Source organism: Anaeromyxobacter sp. Red801, from assembly GCF_049201065.2.
Lineage (GTDB): Bacteria > Myxococcota > Myxococcia > Myxococcales > Anaeromyxobacteraceae > Anaeromyxobacter.
The window spans coordinates 1668063-1685000 of sequence record NZ_CM181236.1; the positions used below are offsets into that span (position 1 = coordinate 1668063).

13 protein-coding genes and 1 pseudogene are annotated in these 16938 nt (G+C 75.6%); 12 read left to right on the top strand and 2 right to left on the bottom strand.

The genetic code is table 11. The annotated features are described in order from the left end of the window. Positions 1-64: 64 nt before the first annotated feature. Positions 65-1165 carry an SO2930 family diheme c-type cytochrome gene (locus ACOQFB_RS07555; protein WP_421609666.1) on the bottom strand — a complete coding sequence of 367 codons (1101 nt, stop codon included), beginning with the start codon at positions 1163-1165 and terminating at the stop codon, positions 65-67. After that, positions 1162-2403 (bottom strand): parallel beta-helix domain-containing protein, encoded by a 1242-nt coding sequence (locus ACOQFB_RS07560; protein WP_421609665.1) that lies wholly within the window; start codon positions 2401-2403, stop codon positions 1162-1164. Before ACOQFB_RS07560 ends, ACOQFB_RS07555 begins: the two co-directional genes overlap by 4 nt. Positions 2404-2593: 190 nt before the next feature. Between ACOQFB_RS07560 and ACOQFB_RS07565 the strand changes: the two genes are divergently transcribed. The 12 genes and pseudogenes from ACOQFB_RS07565 to ACOQFB_RS07620 all read left to right on the top strand — a co-directional run bounded on the left by ACOQFB_RS07565 (position 2594) and on the right by ACOQFB_RS07620 (position 16914). After that, positions 2594-4300 carry an AMP-binding protein gene (locus tag ACOQFB_RS07565; RefSeq protein ID WP_059436763.1) on the top strand — a complete coding sequence of 569 codons (1707 nt, stop codon included), beginning with the start codon at positions 2594-2596 and terminating at the stop codon, positions 4298-4300. Between the two features lie 224 nt (positions 4301-4524). After that, positions 4525-6606 (top strand): elongation factor G, encoded by a 2082-nt coding sequence (locus tag ACOQFB_RS07570; protein WP_421609664.1) that lies wholly within the window; start codon positions 4525-4527, stop codon positions 6604-6606. Positions 6607-6673: 67 nt separating this feature from the next. Further along, a complete protein-coding gene (locus tag ACOQFB_RS07575) occupies positions 6674-8509 on the top strand; it encodes an ABC transporter ATP-binding protein (RefSeq protein WP_421609663.1) in 1836 nt (611 codons plus the stop codon). A gap of 3 nt (positions 8510-8512) precedes the next feature. Then, complete coding sequence (locus ACOQFB_RS07580) at positions 8513-9628, top strand: PHP domain-containing protein (RefSeq protein ID WP_421609662.1); 1116 nt, start codon at positions 8513-8515, stop codon at positions 9626-9628. A 13-nt stretch (positions 9629-9641) separates the two neighbouring features. Next, positions 9642-10931 (top strand): 3-deoxy-D-manno-octulosonic acid transferase, encoded by a 1290-nt coding sequence (locus ACOQFB_RS07585; RefSeq protein ID WP_059436766.1) that lies wholly within the window; start codon positions 9642-9644, stop codon positions 10929-10931. Next, the gene (gene waaF / locus ACOQFB_RS07590) at positions 10928-11926 is read left to right on the top strand and encodes a lipopolysaccharide heptosyltransferase II (protein ID WP_059436767.1); all 999 of its coding nucleotides are present in this window, start codon (positions 10928-10930) and stop codon (positions 11924-11926) included. The genes ACOQFB_RS07585 and waaF overlap by 4 nt, the downstream gene beginning before the upstream one ends. Continuing rightward, the gene (gene lpxK / locus ACOQFB_RS07595; RefSeq protein ID WP_421609661.1) at positions 11923-13056 is read left to right on the top strand and encodes a tetraacyldisaccharide 4'-kinase; all 1134 of its coding nucleotides are present in this window, start codon (positions 11923-11925) and stop codon (positions 13054-13056) included. Before waaF ends, lpxK begins: the two co-directional genes overlap by 4 nt. 2 nt (positions 13057-13058) lie before the next feature. Next, the gene (locus ACOQFB_RS07600; protein WP_059436769.1) at positions 13059-13946 is read left to right on the top strand and encodes a lysophospholipid acyltransferase family protein; all 888 of its coding nucleotides are present in this window, start codon (positions 13059-13061) and stop codon (positions 13944-13946) included. A 118-nt stretch (positions 13947-14064) separates the two neighbouring features. After that, positions 14065-15075 (top strand): bifunctional heptose 7-phosphate kinase/heptose 1-phosphate adenyltransferase, encoded by a 1011-nt coding sequence (locus ACOQFB_RS07605; RefSeq protein ID WP_059436770.1) that lies wholly within the window; start codon positions 14065-14067, stop codon positions 15073-15075. Then, positions 15072-15563: an adenylyltransferase/cytidyltransferase family protein gene (locus ACOQFB_RS07610; RefSeq protein WP_059436771.1), complete on the top strand. Its 492-nt coding sequence runs from the start codon at positions 15072-15074 to the stop codon at positions 15561-15563. The genes ACOQFB_RS07605 and ACOQFB_RS07610 overlap by 4 nt, the downstream gene beginning before the upstream one ends. Positions 15564-15646: 83 nt before the next feature. Then, positions 15647-16566 (top strand): annotated as a pseudogene (locus ACOQFB_RS07615) (glycosyltransferase family 4 protein); the annotation flags it as partial. Positions 16567-16743: 177 nt separating this feature from the next. Then, positions 16744-16914, top strand: a complete 171-nt coding sequence (locus tag ACOQFB_RS07620) for a Trm112 family protein (RefSeq protein WP_011421660.1) — start codon at positions 16744-16746, stop codon at positions 16912-16914. The last annotated feature ends 24 nt before the right edge of the window (positions 16915-16938 follow it).

Consider the following 16938-nt stretch of genomic DNA (forward strand, 5'->3'; position numbering starts at 1 on the left):
CGCCGCCGCCGCGCCGCGCCCGCCGGGCCCGGTCCCTCCGCGCGAGGGCCGGGCCCGTCGCCGTTCAGGGGCAGGGCTGCGCGGGCAGCTCGGCGATCCACTGCCGGACCAGCGCCAGGCCCTCCTCGCTCACCACGCTCCGGCCGAGCTGCGGCATGACGGCGGCCGGGTCGGTCGCGGCCACGCGGTACGCGAGGATCGACGCGTCCGGGTCGCCCGGCACGACGTCGTAGGCGAGGCCGCCCGACCCGGGCCCGGCCGCGACCGGCGGCTTGCAGACGCCGAGCTGGTACGGGTCGGTCACCCCGGTCCCGAGGTAGAGGCCGGTCGTCCGCGCCAGCCCGCCGGGCGAGTGGCAGAAGGCGCAGTTCACCTCGAGCCAGGCGCGCGCGCGCTCCGCGACGGTCCCGGTGGCCGGATCGTTCCAGACCGGGAGGCGCGGCGCCTCCGCGGGCGCCGGCGCGCCCTCCAGGATCCCGGCCGCGGTCCAGTGCGCGAGCTGGTTCTCCGTTCCCGAGGGATACGCGTGGGTGCGGTTCAGGTTCCGTGCGGTGGGGCCGAGCAGGTGCAGCCCGCCGTCGGGCGTGTCGGCGTGGCAGCGCGCGCACTGCGTGACGCTCGGGACGAGGTAGCTCGCGGTCACGGCCGCGCCGGACGGCGTGACCAGCGGGAGCTGCAGCACCGCGCCGCCGGGCTGGAACGTCGCGTCGGTCTGGGCCGCGTTCCACAGGTACGGGTAGCCGCGCCAGCCCTGCGCGGTGCGGACGAGCAGCCGCGTCTCCAGGAGCCGCAGCCCGACCGTCGGCGACCGGAGGTCGGGCGGGAGCGCGAAGGTCTTGGTGACGATCGCGCCGACGGGCAGGTCGAGCGGCGCGTCCGCCGTGTACGCCGCGCGCGTGCCGGGCGGCAGCCACACCGTGCGGGTCTTGAGCGCGTAGTCCGAGAACAGCGGCGTGTTCAGCTCGTAGGGGACGACGCCGGGCCGTGGCGCGACCGTCCCGCCGCCCGCGGCCTCCACCAGGCAGAGCTCGGAGAGCCGCTGCGCCGGGCGGTCGGGGTCGAAGCCGGCGCCGGGCGGGCTGCACGGGCCGGCGGGCGCGCCGGAGGAGCCGCCGCCGCAGGCGGCCACGGCGGCCGCGAGCGCCAGCGCCGCGGGGCGCCTCACGGCAGGACGACCGCCGGGAGCGGGTCGAGCGTGCAGCGGAACGCGGTGTCGTCCGGGTTCGGCGCCCACGGATCGCTCGCCGCGCCCAGGCTGAGCCAGGACGCGCCGGCGGCCACGCAGATCTCCTGCGGGTTCTCCCCGGAGCCGGTGGGATCCGGGATGCCGTCCCACACCACGTCCGGCAGGTCGGTGCCGAGCGCGGTCCGCACCTGCGCGAGCGCCGCGCCGAGCGGGGTGGCCTCGTCCGGCGCGGTGCCGTTCCCGGTGATGGTGTTGCCGTGCACGTGCACGCGGCGCGGGAAGGGATCGTAGCCGTCGGGCGGCGCCTGGCCGGTGAGCAGGTAGCTGATCACGCCCACCGCGGCGGTCTGGTTCCCCTGGATGGTGTTCCCGAACACCTCCACGTCGTGGTTGGCCATCACCACGACGCCCGAGCCGGCCGGGACGATGGCCACGATGCCGCCGGCCGGCGCGAAGTTCGCGTGGTCGTTGTCGAGGATGCGGTTGTCGAACACCCGCACCGCGTGGCCCCCCTGCTGCGGCAGGCCGGGCAGGTCGAACACCAGCACGCCGGCGGTGTTGCCGTGCAGGTGGTTGCCGTGGACGTCGGCGTCGTAGCTGTTCTCGATCTCGACGCCGGCGACGTTGCCGGTGGCCTCGTTGTTCCGCACCACGATGTTCTGCGACTGGCCCACGTAGATGCCGGTGTCGGTGGCCCCCGACGTGAAGCAGCCCTCGATGAGGACGTCGGTGGACTGCACCGGGTAGATCCCGTAGCCGCCGTGGGTCGAGAGGTCGGGGCGGGTCCAGGACACACCCACGTTGCGGATGGTCACGCCGGTCGAGCCCACCACCTTCACGCCGTTGCCGGCCGTGTCGCGGATGGAGAGGTCGCTCAGCGTGAAGGCGTCGCCGCTCGCGCCGACGCCCTCGGCGCCGACCTGGGCGGCGAAGTCGAGCACGGTGGCGTCGCGCCCGGCGCCGCGGATCGTGACGCCGTTCGCGGTCACCTCGAGCGCGTTCGTGAAGCGGAACGTGCCCGGGCCGAACACGAACGTGGCGCCGTCGGGGGCGAGCGCCACCGCGCCCTGGATCCGGTCCTCGGTGGTGCCGGCCGGGAACGCGGTGCACGGGGCGGCCACCCCGGCGCAGGGATCGGCGGGCTTCGGCTTCGAGTCGGAGCCGCAGGCGAGGAGCAGCGCGGCGGCCAGGGATGCGGCGAGCGGGCGAGCGGTCATGGTCACGCTCCGTAAGAAGCACCCCGCACCGTCCGCAAGATCCACCGGCGAGGGTCCGGAAGGTCAACCCCAAGGAGTGAGGCGTGCCGCGGTGCGGCACGGATCCCGGAGGGGGCGACGCCGCTGCGCCGTCGCGCGCACCGCCCGGGGCGCTGGCACACTCGATCCACCCCACGAGCGAGGAGCCCGCATGTCGTCGACCGACGTCTTCCGCCGCGCCCGCGACTTCCTGGTCAGCCACCGCGAGGACTACGACACCGCGTACCGCGACTTCCGCTGGCCGGTGCTCGACCGGTTCAACTGGGCCCTCGACTGGTTCGACATGATCGCGGACGGCAACGGCCGCACCGCGCTGCACATCATCGAGGACTACGGCGCCGAGCTCCGGCTCTCCTACGTCGAGCTGGCCGAGCGCTCCAACCGCGTGGCGACCTACCTGCGCCGCCACGGCGTGGAGCGCGGGCACCGCGTGCTGATGATGCTGCCGAACTGCGTGCAGATCTGGGAGGTGATGCTCGCCTCGATGAAGCTGGGCGCGTGCGTGATCCCCGCCACCTCGCTCCTCACGCCCGAGGACCTCCAGGACCGCATCGAGCGGGGGCGGGTGGGGCACGTCATCACCGACGCCGCCGGGACCGAGAAGTTCCGCGTGGTGAACGGCAACTTCACGCGGCACGTGGTGGGCGAGGCGGTGCCGGGCTGGATGCAGTACGAGGACGCCTACGACGAGGGCTCGTTCTTCCTGCCCCACGGCGAGACGCTGGCCTCCGACCCGGTGCTGCTCTACTTCACGAGCGGCACCACCGCGAAGCCGAAGCTGGTGGTGCACACGCACAAGAGCTACCCGGTCGGCCACCTCTCCACGATGTACTGGATCGGCCTGCGCGAGGGCGACAAGCACCTCAACGTCTCGTCCCCGGGCTGGGCGAAGCACGCCTGGTCGAGCTTCTTCGCGCCGTTCAACGCCGGCGCCACGGTCTGCGTCTACAACTACGCCCGCTTCAGCGCCGCCCGCACGCTCGAGGTGCTGGCGCGGCACGAGATCACCACCATGTGCGCGCCGCCCACGGTGTGGCGCATGCTGATCCTGGAGGACCTGGCGAAGCACCGGGTGAAGCTCCGCGAGCTGCTCAGCGCGGGCGAGCCGCTCAACCCGGAGGTGATCGAGAAGGTGCGGCAGGCCTGGGGCATCACCATCCGCGACGGCTACGGGCAGACCGAGACCACCTGCCAGATCGGCAACTCGCCCGGCCAGAAGCTCAAGCCCGGCTCCATGGGCCGGCCGCTCCCCGGCTACAAGATCGCGCTCCTCGACGAGGAGGGGCGCCCCGCGCCGGAGGAGGGCGAGATCTGCATCGACCTCGAGGCCCGGCCGGCGTCGCTCATGGCGGGCTACGAGGGCGACGTGAACTTGAACGACTTCGTCACCCGCCACGGGCACTACCACACCGGCGACGTCGCCACCCGCGACGAGGAGGGCTACATCACCTACGTCGGCCGCTCCGACGACGTGTTCAAGAGCTCGGACTACCGGATCAGCCCGTTCGAGCTGGAGAGCGCGCTCATCGAGCACGACGCGGTGGCGGAGGCGGCGGTGGTGCCGAGCCCGGACGAGGTGCGCGGGCTGCTGCCCAAGGCGTTCATCATCCTGAAGCCGGGGCGCGCCCCGGACCGCGAGCTGGCGCTGGAGATCTTCCGGTTCCTGCGCCGCCGGCTGGCCCCGTACAAGCGCATCCGCCGCCTGGAGTTCTCCGAGCTGCCCAAGACGGTGTCGGGGAAGATCCGGCGGGTGGAGCTGCGGCGCCGCGAGCAGGCGCGCGCGCCCTCCGCGCCCCGCGGCCCGCTGGAGTTCTGGCAGGAGGACTTCCCCGAGCTGACCGCGGGCGAGGCGCGCTGAGCGCCGGCGCTGCGGCGTCCGGCCGCGGGCGGGGCGGGACGCCCGGGGCCGCGCGGGGCGGGTCGGCCGCGCGCGCCCGCGCGCTGCGAAAGAAGCCGTGGCGCGGGTGGGGGGACCCGTAGCATGCTAGGCCGACGCCGCCGGCGTCTCCACGCGCCGGCTTCCGGGCAGCGAACCTCACGCCCCGCACGCTCCGGCGCGACGGGCTGATGGAGACCGACGCCATGGCGAACACCCGCGTGATCCGCACCTTCTCGATGCTCGGCGCCGACGGCGCCGGGAAGACCGCGCTCGTCGAGGCGCTGCTGCGCGTCGCCGACGCGAAGCGCGCGGCGCCCGACGGCTCGACGGCCCGCCTGGACGCCGAGCCCGAGGAGAAGAAGCGCAACTTCACGCTCTCGCTGCACCCGGAGAGCTTCGAGGAGAACAGCCGGTCGTTCCACGTGCTCGACTGCCCCGGCTTCGCCGCGTTCCTCACCGAGGTGGAGTGGGCGCTGCAGGTCACCGACGGCGCCATCCTGGCCATCTCCGCGGCGGACGGCGCGCACAACCGCTCCGAGCGGACCTACGACGTGCTGGCCGAGTCCGGGCGCCCCGCGTTCGCGGTGATCACCCGGCTCGACCACGAGCAGGCCGACTTCCACGAGGCGCTCGAGGACATCGAGAGCTCGCTCAAGGTGAAGGCCATCCCGCTGCAGCTGCCGGTGTTCGGGCCGGACCGGGTCAAGGGGCTCGCCGACCTCGTCACGATGAAGCTGCACGCCTGGGACGGGAAGGGCTTCGGCCAGTGGACCGAGGCGGAGATCCCCGCCGAGGCGCGGGAGGAGGCGGAGCGCCTGCGCACCGCGCTGGTCGAGGCGGCGGCCGAGTCCGACGACGAGCTGCTCGGGAAGTACCTGGACGGCGCGCCGCTCGCGGAGGAGGAGATCCTGCGCGGCCTGGCCGCGGGCGCGGCGGCGCAGCGCTTCCTGCCGGTGGCGTGCGCCGGCGCGAAGTCCGGCGTGGGCGTGCGCGAGCTGCTCGACCTCGCCGTGCGGATCCTGCCGGGGCCCGAGGCGCGGGTCGTGAAGGGCAAGGACGTCCACGGCAAGGAGACGGTGCGCAGCGCCGCGCCGGACGCGCCGTTCTCGGCCCAGGTCTTCAAGACCACCATCGACCACTTCGCCGGGCGCATCGACTACCTGCGGGTGTTCTCCGGCACGCTCCGGGCCGACGCCACCGTGGTGAACCCGCGGACCCGCACCGAGGAGCGCATCGGGCACCTGTACCGGACCGACGGCGCGCAGACCGTCGAGGTGAACGAGGCGGGGCCGGGCGACTTCGTGGTGCTGGTGAAGCTCAAGGACGCGCACACCGGCGACACGCTCTGCGACCGCGACGTGCCCATCGCGCTGCCGCCGTTCGCGCAGCACGTGCGGCCGGTGTCCTACGCGGTGCACGCCAAGGCCGGCGACGACAAGGCGGCCGCCGCGCTCCAGAAGATCATCGAGGAGGACCCGTCGCTCGAGCTGACGCGCTCGACCGAGACCGGCGAGATGCTGCTCCAGGGCATGGGCCAGGCGCACCTGGACGTCACGGTGGAGCGCGCCAAGCGCAAGCACGGCGTGGAGATCACGCTCACGCCGCCGAGCCCGGCCTACCTCGAGACCATCACGGCGGCCGCCAAGGCGCAGGGCAAGTTCAAGCGGCAGACCGGCGGCCACGGGCAGTACGGCGACGCCCACGTCGAGCTGCAGCCCAAGCCCCGCGGCGAGGGCTTCGAGTTCGAGGACGCGATCGTGGGCGGCGTCATCCCGCGCCAGTTCATCCCGTCGGTGGAGAAGGGCATCCGCGGCGCGCTCTCCTCCGGCCCGCTGGCCGGCTACCCGGTGGTGGACTTCCGGGCCCGGCTGGTGTTCGGCAGCTACCACGACGTGGACAGCTCCGACATGGCGTTCCAGGTCGCCGGCTCGATGGCGTTCAAGAAGGCGGTGCTCGAGGCCCGGCCCATCCTACTCGAGCCCATCATGAAGCTGGAGGTGCGCGTCCCCGAGGAGTACGTGGGCGCGGTGATGGGCGACCTGAACAGCCGGCGCGCCAAGGTCCAGGGCATGGAGCCGCTGGCGCGCGGCGTGCTCATCCGCGCCACCTGCCCGCACGCGGAGGCCATGAGCTACGACGCCGACCTGCGCTCGCTCACCCAGGGCGTGGGCTACTTCACCATGGAGCCCTCGCACTACGACCCGGTCCCGCCGCACATCGCGCAGAAGATCATCGAGCGGCGGCGCGCCGACGGGAAGGTGAAGGGGGTGGAGGAGGAGAAGTAGCGGGCGGCCGGCCGGGCCCGACCGCAGCGCTGCACCGGGGGGCGATCTGGACTAGGATGGCCCCTCCTTGCGCGCCTACCTTCGCCTCTTCCGCTTCGTCCTGCCGTACAAGGGACGGCTCCTGGCGGCCATCGCCTGCATGGCGGTGCTGTCCATCACGACCGCGGTCTACGTCAACCTGCTCGGCCCCGCGCTCCAGTTCCTGTTCACCGGGGACACGGGCGCGGTGGCCACGCTGGGCAAGTTCCTCCCCGACTCCGTCGACCTCGAGGGCCTGCTCGCCCACACCGACCGCGCCGCCATCCTGGCGGCGCTGCCGGTGGTCATCGTGCTCGTCTCGGTGGTGAAGGGGTTCGCCTACTTCGGCCAGTTCTACCTGATCGGCATGGTCGGCCAGCGGGTCATCGCCGACATCCGCAAGGCGCTGTTCGATCACCTGCTGAAGCTCTCGCCGGGCTTCTACACGCGGCGCCACTCGGGCGACATCCTGCAGCGCTTCTCCGCCGACGTGCTGGCGGTGGACGTGGCGGTGTCGAACGCCGTGCCGAGCTACGTGCGCGACGGGCTCACCGTGGTGGTGATGCTGGTGAACTGCTTCGTGCTCGACTGGCGCATGTCGCTCATCGCCTTCGGCGCGGTGCCCGCCACGCTGCTCCCGGTGGTGCGGCTGGCGAAGCGGCTGAAGCGGGTGACCAGCCACGCGCAGAAGACCGGCGGCGAGCTCTCCGAGATGGTGCAGGAGGCGGTCAGCGGGATGCGGGTGGTGCAGGCGTACGGGATGGAGGCCTGGGAGTCCCGCCGCTTCGCCGACGCGAACGCGCGGCTCATCCGCATCCTGCGGCGCAGCTTCCTGGTCCGCGCGTTCTCCTCGCCGCTCATGGAGATCATGGGCGCGGCCGGCCTGGCCGCGGCCATCTGGTGGGTGGGCGGCCGGATCCTGGCGGGCGAGCTGGAGGCGGCGAAGTTCTTCTCGTTCGTCGCGGCGGTGCTGCTCCTCTACACGCCGGTGAAGCAGCTCGGGCGCATGGGGCAGATCGCGATGCAGGGGGCCGCGGCCGGCGACCGCATCTTCGAGATCCTCGACACGCCCAGCGCCGTGCCCGACGCGGGCCGCGCCGCGCTCGCGCCGTTCCGCGAGGCCATCCGCTACGAGGACGTCTCCTTCTCTTACGGCGAGCGGCCGGTGCTGACCGGCTTCTCGCTCGAGGTCCGCAGGGGCGAGGTGGTGGCGCTGGTGGGCGCCTCCGGCGGCGGCAAGACCACCGTCGCGAACCTGCTGCCGCGGTTCTGGGACCCGACCGCCGGGCGCATCACCGTGGACGGCGTGGACCTGCGCGAGGTGACGCTCGCGAGCCTGCGCGCGCAGCTCGCGCTGGTGACGCAGGAGACGGTGCTGTTCAACGACAGCATCCGCGCCAACATCGCCTACGGCCGGCCCGAGGTGTCGCAGGCCGACGTGGAGCAGGCGGCCCGGCTGGCCCAGGCGCACGAGTTCATCCGCGCGCTGCCGCAGGGGTACGACACGGTGGTGGGCGAGAAGGGTGTGCTGCTGTCCGGCGGCCAGCGCCAGCGCATCGCCATCGCGCGCGCGTTCCTGAAGGACGCGCCCATCCTCATCCTCGACGAGGCCACGAGCGCGCTCGACGCCGAGAGCGAGCGCGAGGTGCAGCGGGCGCTCGACTCGCTGATGGCCATCGAGGGCGCGAGCCGCCGCACCACGCTGGTGATCGCGCACCGGCTCTCGACCATCCGCAACGCCGACCGCATCGTGGTGATCGCCGGCGGCAGGGTGGTGGAGGCCGGGGACCACGCCACCCTGGTCGCGCGCGGCGGCGAGTACGCGCGCCTCCACCGCATCGCGGAGGGCGCGGAGCGGCAGGGGGCCCGCGCCGGCGCGGTCTAGCCGATGCGGCGGCTCCTCGCGCTCGCGCTGGCCGCGGCGGTGGTCGGCTACCTCGCGTTCGGCGCGGTGGCCTGGCAGCGCCGCGGGCTGCGGGAGGCGCAGGCCAGCCCGGCGCTGGCCGCGGCCGAGGCGCGCGGCGCCTGGCACGTGCACACCACCGCGAGCGACGGGCGCGGGACGCTCGACGAGGTGGCCCGGGCGGCCCGGGCCGCCGGGCTGCGCTTCGTGGTGGTCTCGGACCACGACGTCCTGGCGCCGGCCGAGCCCCGCTACCAGGACGGCGTCCTGCTCGTCCCCGCCACCGAGGCGTCCACGCGCCAGGGGCACGTGGTGGCGCTGGGCGTGTCGCGCGCGCTCACCCGCGCCGAGCGCGACGGCGACGCGCTCGCCGCCATCCGCGCGCTGGGCGGGCAGGCGGTGATCGCCCACCCGCTCCACCCGCGCCGCGCGTTCACGGGGTGGGGCGGCGGGGCGTGGCGCGGCCTGGAGGTGATCTCCAACGACACGGCGTGGTACCGGGCGCTCGCCGACCGCGACCTTCGCCGCGTGCTCGAGGCGCTGGCGGTGCTGCCCTGGGACCCGCCGCGCGCGGTGCTGGCGCTGCTGGACGACCCCGCCGACGAGCTGCGCCGGCTGGACGGCGAGCTGCGCCGCGCGCGGGCCGCGGCCGGGGCCGGTCCCGCGCCGGCGCACGTGCTGCTCTGCTCCGCCGACGCGCACGGCTACCCGGGGTACGCCGCCGCGTTCGGCGCGTTCTCCATGCACGTGCCGGTGACCCTGGGCGGCGACGCCGCGCGCGACGCGGCCGCGGTCCGCGCCGCCCTGCTGGACGGCCGCGCCGCGTGCGTCCTCGACGGCGTCGCGCCGGCCGCGGGGGTGCGGCTGACCCCCACGGCGGAGGGGGCGCTCTCGCTGTCGCTCCACGGCGCCGCGGCGGGGTCCCGGACGTACACCCTCCTCCACGACGGGGCGCCGGCCGGGCGCTTCGAGGCCGCGCGCGACGGCAGCGCCGGCGGCACCTTCCGCTGCGGCGGCCGGTGCCCGCCGGGCGACTACCGCGCCGAGGTCGCGCTCGACGGGCGTCGCTGGATCTTCACGAACCCGGTCCGCATCGAGTAAGAAGCGGCCAGCCGTGCACCTCGTCTACGCCATCGCCACCTACCTGCTGTTCGTGATCGGGCTGCCGTTCCTGCTCACGCATCCCAAGCTGCGCCACGGGATCCCCCAGCGGCTCGGGCTGTACAAGCGCTCGCTGGACCGGGGCCGCGGCAGCCCGCGCATCTGGCTGCACGGGGCGAGCGCCGGCGACCTGCTCTCGCTCCAGCCCATGATGGCGGAGCTGAAGGCGCGGATGCCGGGGTGCTGCGTGATCGTCAGCACCATGACGAACAGCGGCCTCGCCATGGCGCGCAAGAAGCTGGGCGGCCTGGCGGACGTGGTGGTGTACGCGCCGTACGACCTCCCGGGCGCGACCCGCCGGGCGGTGCGGGCGCTCGAGCCGGACCTGCTCGTGCTCGAGTACACCGAGATCTGGCCCAACCTGATCCGCTCCGCCCACAAGGCCGGGGTGCGCATCGCGCTCACCAACGGCCGCTTCAACCCGGAGAACCTCTCGCGGTACCGCGCGCTGTTCCTCGCGATCGGGAACCCGCTGCGCCGCATCGACTGCTTCCTGATGCGCTCCGACGAGGAGGCCGAGCGCGTGCTCGCGCTCGGGGCCGCGCCGGACCGGGTCTGGGTGACGGGCAACACCAAGTTCGACGCGCTGGTGCTGGACGCCGCCGAGGGCGGCAAGGCCGAGGCGCTGCGCGCGGAGATGGGGCTGCACGCGGGCGCGCCGGTGCTCATGGCCGGCTCCACGCACGAGGGCGAGGAGGAGCTGATCCTGGAGGCGTACCGCAAGCTGCTGGCGCGCCACCCGCGGCTGCAGCTCGTGGTCGCGCCGCGCTACGTGGAGCGCTCCGGGCGCATCATGGCGCTCGCCGCCGAGGCGGGGCTCTCGGTGCGCCTGCGCAGCGGCGGCGCGGCGGCCGGGCACGCGCAGGTCACCGTGCTCGACACCATCGGCGAGCTGGCGGCCGCCTACGGGCTGGCCACGCTGGTGTTCGTGGGCGGGAGCTTCGTGACCCGCGGCGGCCAGAACGTGCTCGAGCCGGCCGCGCAGGGGCGGCCGGTGCTGTTCGGCCCGCACATGGAGAACTTCAAGGACTCGGTCCAGGTGCTGCAGGGCAGGGGAGGCATCCAGGTCGCCACGCCCGAGAAGCTGCTCAAGGTGGCGGACGAGCTGCTCTCGCGCCCCGATCAGCTGCAGGAGCTGGGCGCGCTGGCGCGCCGCTCGGTGGGGGCCATCCGCGGCGCGAGCGCGCGCAACGTGGACCACATGCTCTCGATCCTGCCGCGCGGGAAGGTGGCCGCCGCGTGAGCGATCCCTCCAGCATCCTCGTCATCCGCTACAGCGCGATGGGCGACGTGGTGCTCGCGACCAGCCTGCTGGAGCCGCTCCGCGCGCGCTTCCCATCCGCGCGGATCGAGTGGGTCACCGACGCGCTCTACGCGCCGCTGCTGGAGGGGCTGCCCGAGCTCGCCGCGGTGCACCGGCTGGCGCGGGAGGGCCCGAACGCCGCGCTGCCGCTGGCCGCCCGCCTGCGCGGGCGGTTCGACGTGGTCATCGACCTGCAGAACAAGGTGCGGAGCGCGGTGGTGGCCCGCGCCGCGGCCCCGCTGCGCACCGCGTTCAAGCGGCGCACCGCGCTCCGGGCGCTCCTGTCGGTGTTCGGCTCCGACCCGCCGCTGGTCCGCGCGCACCAGACGCAGCTCTACGGCGAGGCGGTGGCGTCCCTCGGCGTGAGCGGCCCCGGGCCGCTCAAGATCGCGCTCTCGCCGCAGGCGCGCGCGCTCGCCGCCGACGCGCTGCAGGGCGTCGAGGCGCCGGCGGTGGCGCTCGCCCCCGGCGCGCGCTGGGCCACCAAGCGGTGGCCGGCCGAGCGGTTCGCGGCGGTCGCCGACGCGCTGCACGCCGAGGGCGTGCGCATCGTGCTGTGCGGCGGCCCCGGCGACCGCGACGCGTTCGCGGCGTTCCGCGCCGCCACCCGCGCGAAGGTCGCGGCCGACCTGTCCTTCCTGCCGCTCGACGCGCTCGCCGCCGCCATCGCCCGCGTGCAGCTCCTCATCGCGTGCGACTCGGGCCCGGTGCACCTCGCGACGGCGGTCGGCACGCCGGTGCTGGCGCTGTTCGGGCCGACCTCGGTCGCGCGCTGGGGTCCCCCGCCGCCCGGGCGCGCGCTCTCGCTCGGCCTCTCCTGCTCGCCCTGCTCCAACCACGGCGGCGACTACTGCCCCGAGGGCCACCACCGCTGCCTGGCGGACCTGGCCCCGCAGGCGGTGCTGGCCAGCGCGCGAGAGATGCTGCGGCGATGAGCGGGCTCGAGGCGATCTGGTGGCGCGAGCGGCCCGGCGCCCTGGGGGCGCTGGCGGGCGCGCCGCTGCTGCTCGCCGAGGCGCCGTTCCGCGCGGCCGCGGCGCTCCGGGGCGCGCTGTACGACCGCGGGGTCCTGCCGGCCGCCCGGGCCGGGGCGCCGGTCGTCTCCATCGGCAACCTGGCGGTGGGCGGGGCCGGCAAGACGCCCGCCGCGCTGGCGGTGGCGGCGCGCCTGGCCGCCCGCGGGCGCCGGGTGGCGATCCTCTCGCGCGGCTACGGCGCGGCGCGCGCGGACGCCCGGGTCGCGTCCGACGGCGCGGGCGCCCTGCTGCCCGCGGCCGAGGCCGGCGACGAGCCGGCGCTGCTCGCGCGGCGCCTCCCCGGCGTGGCGGTGCTGTGCGGGCCGCGCCGCGCCGAGCTGGCCCGCACCGCGGTGGAGTCGCTCGGCGCCGACGCGCTGGTGCTCGACGACGGCTTCCAGCACCGCGCGCTCGCGCGGGACCTCGACGTGGTGGTGCTCGACGCCTCGAACCCGTTCGGCAACGGCCACCTCCTGCCGCGCGGGCCGAACCGCGAGCCGCCGAGCGCGCTGCGCCGCGCCGGGCTGGTGTGGCTGTCGCACGCGGACCGGGCCGCGCCGGAGCGGCTGGAGGCGCTGCGCGCGCTGGCCCGCGACGCGACCGGGCGCGCGCCGGTGGAGTCGCGCCACGCCCCCACCGCGCTGCTCGACGGCGCGCTGCGGGAGGCGGGGGCGCTCGAGGCGCTCCGGGGCCGCCGCGTCGCCGCGCTCTCGGGCCTGGCCCGGCCGGCGGGCTTCCTCCGCACGCTCGAGGCGCTCGGCGCCGAGGTGGCGCTCGCCCGCGCCTTCCCCGATCACCACCGCTTCACCGAGGGCGAGCTGGAGGCGGTGCTCCGCGAGGCCGCGGCCGCGGGCTGCGCCTGGGTGGTCACCACCGAGAAGGACGCGGTCCGCCTCGAGCCCGCGCTGGCCGCGGCGGCGGCGGACCGGCTGCGCGTCGTCCGGGTGGACGCGGAGCTCCTGCGCGGCGCGGACGTCCTCGAGGCCGCGCTCGACGCGGCGCTCGCCGCCCCCCAACCCCGACCGGCGCCGCGCGCCCCGGTGGCCTGAACATGCGCCTGCTCGGCTGGATCTTCGCCCGCCTCCCGTACCGCTGGATCATGGCGCTCGGCGCCGCGCTCGGCGCGCTGGTCTGGGGGCTCGGCATCCGTCGCCGCGTGGTGCTCGAGAACCTGCGGCTCGCCTTCCCCGACCGCCCCGAGGCGGAGCGCCGGGCGATCGCGCGCGCCACCTACCGGAACCTGGGGCAGATGATCCCGGAGTTCCTGCGGGTGCCGGCGCTGGCCCCGGCGGACCTGGAGCGGATCTTCGAGGTGGAGGGCTGGGACCGCTTCGAGGCGGCCCGCGCGCGAGGGAAGGGCGTCATCGCCTGCACCGGGCACTTCGGCAACTTCGAGGTGCTCGCCGCCGCCATGACCCGGCGCGGCGTGCCCATCACCATGATCTCGCGCCCCATGGGCAAGTCCGGCGCCAACGACGGCTGGCGCAAGGCGCGCGAGCGGGCCGGCGTGGAGGACCTCGTGGTCCGCCGCGGCCAGACGCTCCAGGCCGCCACCCGCTCGCTCAAGGCGGGCCGCGTGCTCGGCTACGTGATCGACCAGAACCAGCCGCGCCGGCGCGCGGTGTTCCCCACGTTCTTCGGCGTGCCGGCGGCCACCGCGGCGACGCCGGCGGTGCTGGCCATGCGGACCGGGGCGGCGGTGGTGTTCACGGTCTCGGTGCCGCTCGGCGACGGCCGGCACAAGGTGGTCATCGAGGGGCCGATCGACCCGCCCGACACCGGCGATCGCGACCGCGACGTGGTCGCCTTCCTCCAGGAGCTGAACGACCGCCTGGAGCGCCACGTCCGCGCGCACCCGGATCGCTGGTACTGGCTGCACCGCCGGTGGAAGACGCGCCCGGACGGCGAGGGGGCCGGGAGCGCGGGCGCGGTCGCGTGACGCAGCCTCCCGCCGCCCGGCGGCGCGCGCGTGTAGGGCGCGCGGGCACCCGGCGTGGAGGGGCGCGCCGCGAGGTGCGCGATTGACGGGCCAAACCCGCGCGCGGTAGGAAACGCGCGTGCGCCGCCCCAGGGAACCCGAGCTGCCCTCGCTCGCCAGCCTCCTGCCCCGCTTCCCGGAGCGCGAGGTGGTGGTGGTGGGCGACTTCGTGGCCGACGAGTACGTGTACGGCGAGACCGAGCGGATCAGCCGCGAGGCGCCGGTGCTCATCGTCCGCTACGAGTCCTCCGAGCTGAAGGCGGGCGGGGCGGGCAACGCCGCCGCGAACCTGGCCGCGCTGGGCGTGAAGGTGCGCGCGGTCGGCGTGGTGGGCGACGACGGCGTGGGCGGCGCGCTGCTCCAGGAGCTGACCGGCCTGGGCGTGGACGTGAGCGGCATCCAGCGGGTGCCCGGCCGCGAGACCGAGGCCAAGACCCGCATCCTGGCGGGCGGGCGCTCCACCCGGCGCCAGCAGATGATCCGCCTGGACCGGGCGCCGCGCGCGCCGCTCCCGGCCACCGCCGAGCGCCGGCTCGTGAAGGAGCTGGAGCGGGCCGGGCGCCGCGCCGGGACCGTGCTGGCGAGCGACTACGGCTCCGGGGCGCTCGGTCCGGCCGCCATCGAGGCGCTCCGCGCCCTGAAGCGCGGCGGCGTCCCGGTGTGCGTGGACTCCCGCTACAACCTGCGCGCGTTCACCGGCCTCACCATGGTGAAGCCGAACGAGGTCGAGCTGGAGACCGCCTCCGGCGTCTCGCTGGCGCAGCCCGGCGGGCTGGAGAAGGCGGCGCGGGCGCTGCTGAAGCGCGTGGACTGCGACGTGCTGCTGGTGACGCGCGGCCGGAACGGCATGTCGGTGTTCCGCCGCGGCGCCCCGCCGGTCCACGTGCCGGCGCACGGCAGCCAGGACGCCGTGGACGTGACGGGCGCCGGGGACACCGTGGCGGCCACCTTCAGCGCGGGCCTCGCCGCCGGGGGCGACCCCGTCGCGGCGGCCCGGCTCGCGAACGTGGCCGGCTCGCTGGTGGTGCAGAAGCCGGGCACCGCCACCGTCTCGCGCGAGGAGCTCCAGGCGGAGCTGCTCCGGCCGTGAGCCGCCTCGCCCGCAAGCGCGTCGCGCTCGAGGACCTGCCCGCGGTGCGCGCCCGCGCCACCGCCGCCGGGCGCTCCGTGGCGCTCGCGAACGGCGTGTTCGACCTGTTCCACGTCGGCCACCTCCGCTACCTGGAGGGCGCCCGGGCCGAGGCCGACCTGCTGGTGGTGGCGGTGAACTCGGACGCGTCCACCCGCGCGAACAAGGGCGACGGCCGCCCGGTGGTCCCGGAGGCCGAGCGGGCCGAGATCGTGGCCGCGCTCGAGTGCGTGGACCACGTGGTGCTGTTCGACTCGAAGGACGTCGTCCCGGTGATCCGGGCGCTGCGGCCCGACGTGCAGGTGAAGGGGACCGACTACACGCCCGACACCATCCCCGAGGCCGCCGAGGTGCGCGCCTACGGCGGCCGGGTGGCGGTGGCCGGCGACCCGAAGGACCACTCCACCACCGAGCTCATCGCGAAGCTCGACGCCACGCGGAAGGGATGAGCGCGCCGGTGCGCGCGAGCGGGGCCCCCATGCGCGTGCTGGAGCTGCTCTCGTCCGCGTGGTGGACCGGCCCCGCCGAGCCGATGGCCTCGGTCGCGCGCGAGCTGCGCGCCCGCGGGCACCGCGTGGAGGTGGCGGTGGACGCGGTGCGGGAGGGGAACCTGCGCGAGGCGCTCCGGGCGCGGGGGTTCCCGCCGCGCGAGGACCTCGCGCTCTCCACCAGGTCCGGGCCGATCGCCTACCTGCGCGACGTGCGCCGCCTGGCCGCGGCGGCGCGCGACTTCGACGTGCTGCACGCGAACTTCTCGCACGACCACGCGCTCGCGCTCCTGGCGCTGCGCCGGCGCGGCGGACGGCGGGTGGTCCGCACCGTCCACTCGTCGCGCTCGCTCCGCACCGATCCGCTCCAGCGCCTGCAGCACCGGGCCACCGACGGCCTCGTCGCGGTGTGCGAGGCGCACGCGCGGGCGCTGGTGGAGCGCTTCGGGCTCCCGGAGGAGCGGGTGCTCGCGACGCGCGGCGCGGTGGACGCGGAGGCGTTCCGGCCCGACGGGCCGGACCTGCGCGCGGCGCTCGGGATCGAGGCCGGCGCGCCGGTGGCCGGGATCGTCTCGCGCATCAAGCCCGGCCGCCGCCACGAGGACCTGGTGGACGCGTTCCGGGACGTCGCCGACCGGCTGCCCGAGGCGCGCCTGGTGATCGTCGGCCGGGGGGAGGGCGAGGAGGCGATCCGGGTGCGCGTGGCGCACCGCGGACTGCAGCGCCAGGTCGTGTTCGCGGGCTACCGCACCGGCCCGGAGCTGGCCGCGGCCTACCGGACGTCGACGTGAACGTGCTGCTGGCGGAGGGCAACGACGGGACCTGCCGCGCGCTCCTGGAGGGCATGGCCGCGGGCCGGCCCGGCGTGGCCTACCGCTTCGGCGCGCCCGCCGAGGCGATCGTGGACGGCACCACCGGGCTGCTCGCGCCGGAGGGCGACGTCCCCGCGCTCGCCGCCGCGCTGCTCGAGCTGCTCGGGGCGCCGGCGCGGGCCCGCGCGCTGGGCGCGGCCGCGCGCGAGCGGATGGCGGCGGTGTTCACCGAGGCGGCGCGCGGCGAGGCGGTGGAGCGCTTCCTCGCGCAGGTGCTCGCCTTGCCGCCGGCCCGCGGCGCGGACTAAGCTCCGCGCGGAGGAGCACGCATGGCGCTGTCGCCCGAGCTGAAGGACATCCTGGCCTGCCCGAAGTGCAAGGGCGAGCTGGAGTTCCGCGAGGCGGATCACGAGATCCGCTGCAACCGCTGCCGGCTCGCGTTCCGCATCGAGGACGACATCCCGGTGATGCTCCTCGACGAGGCGCGCCCGCTCCCGTGAGCCGGGGGCGGCCCGCCCGCGGCT

Bases quoted from the DNA above. Each gene is read 5' to 3' on its own strand.
- ACOQFB_RS07570 (WP_421609664.1), top strand. From the start codon at position 4,525: ATGGCGAACACCCGCGTGATCCGCACCTTCTCGATGCTCGGCGCCGAC.
- ACOQFB_RS07565 (WP_059436763.1), top strand. From the start codon at position 2,594: ATGTCGTCGACCGACGTCTTCCGCCGCGCCCGCGACTTCCTGGTCAGC.
- lpxK (WP_421609661.1), top strand. From the start codon at position 11,923: ATGAGCGGGCTCGAGGCGATCTGGTGGCGCGAGCGGCCCGGCGCCCTG.
- ACOQFB_RS07600 (WP_059436769.1), top strand. From the start codon at position 13,059: ATGCGCCTGCTCGGCTGGATCTTCGCCCGCCTCCCGTACCGCTGGATC.
- ACOQFB_RS07620 (WP_011421660.1), top strand. From the start codon at position 16,744: ATGGCGCTGTCGCCCGAGCTGAAGGACATCCTGGCCTGCCCGAAGTGC.
- ACOQFB_RS07580 (WP_421609662.1), top strand. From the start codon at position 8,513: ATGCGGCGGCTCCTCGCGCTCGCGCTGGCCGCGGCGGTGGTCGGCTAC.
- ACOQFB_RS07560 (WP_421609665.1), bottom strand. From the start codon at position 2,403: ATGACCGCTCGCCCGCTCGCCGCATCCCTGGCCGCCGCGCTGCTCCTC.